General features: G+C 57.8%; 1 rRNA gene. It reads right to left on the reverse strand.

The annotated features are described in order from the left end of the window. A 23S ribosomal RNA gene (locus BRO54_RS18800) occupies nucleotides 1-1,238 on the reverse strand; the annotation flags it as partial.

Raw genomic sequence — 1,238 nt, forward strand, 5'->3', positions numbered from 1 at the left:
CGCGGTGGGAAATCTCATCTTGAGGGGGGCTTCACGCTTAGATGCTTTCAGCGCTTATCCCGTCCGCACATAGCTACCCAGCGGTGCCCCTGGCGGGACAACTGGTACACCAGCGGTGCGTCCATCCCGGTCCTCTCGTACTAAGGACAGCTCCTCTCAAATTTCCTGCGCCCGCGACGGATAGGGACCGAACTGTCTCACGACGTTCTGAACCCAGCTCGCGTACCGCTTTAATGGGCGAACAGCCCAACCCTTGGGACCGACTACAGCCCCAGGATGCGATGAGCCGACATCGAGGTGCCAAACCTCCCCGTCGATGTGGACTCTTGGGGGAGATCAGCCTGTTATCCCCGGGGTAGCTTTTATCCGTTGAGCGATGGCCCTTCCATGCGGAACCACCGGATCACTAAGCCCGACTTTCGTCCCTGCTCGACCTGTCCGTCTCGCAGTCAAGCTCCCTTGTGCCTTTGCACTCTCCGAATGATTTCCAACCATTCTGAGGGAACCTTTGGGCGCCTCCGTTACCTTTTGGGAGGCGACCGCCCCAGTCAAACTGCCCACCTGACACTGTCTCCCACCCCGATAAGGGGTGCGGGTTAGAATTTCAATACCGCCAGGGTGGTATCCCACCGACGCCTCCACCGAAGCTGGCGCTCCGGCTTCCCAGGCTCCCACCTATCCTGTACAAGCGATACCAAAATTCCATATCAGGCTGCAGTAAAGCTCCACGGGGTCTTTCCGTCCTGTCGCGGGTAACCTGCATCTTCACAGGTAGTATAATTTCACCGGGTCTCTCGTTGAGACAGCGCCCAAGTCGTTACACCTTTCGTGCGGGTCGGAACTTACCCGACAAGGAATTTCGCTACCTTAGGACCGTTATAGTTACGGCCGCCGTTTACTGGGGCTTCGGTTCGCACCTTCGCTTCCGCTAAGCGCTCCCCTTAACCTTCCAGCACCGGGCAGGTGTCAGCCCCTATACGTCGCCTTTCGGCTTCGCAGAGACCTGTGTTTTTGATAAACAGTCGCTTGGGCCTTTTCACTGCGGCTCTTCAGGGCTCTTCACCCCAAAGAGCACCCCTTCTCCCGAAGTTACGGGGTCATTTTGCCGAGTTCCTTAACGAGAGTTCTCCCGCGCGCCTTAGGATTCTCTCCTCGCCTACCTGTGTCGGTTTGCGGTACGGGCACCTCTTCCCTCGCTAGAGGCTTTTCTTGGCAGTGTGAAATCGGGGACTTCCGGA

It is taken from the genome of Geobacillus proteiniphilus, assembly GCF_001908025.1.
GTDB classification, from domain to species: Bacteria; Bacillota; Bacilli; order Bacillales; family Anoxybacillaceae; genus Geobacillus; species Geobacillus proteiniphilus.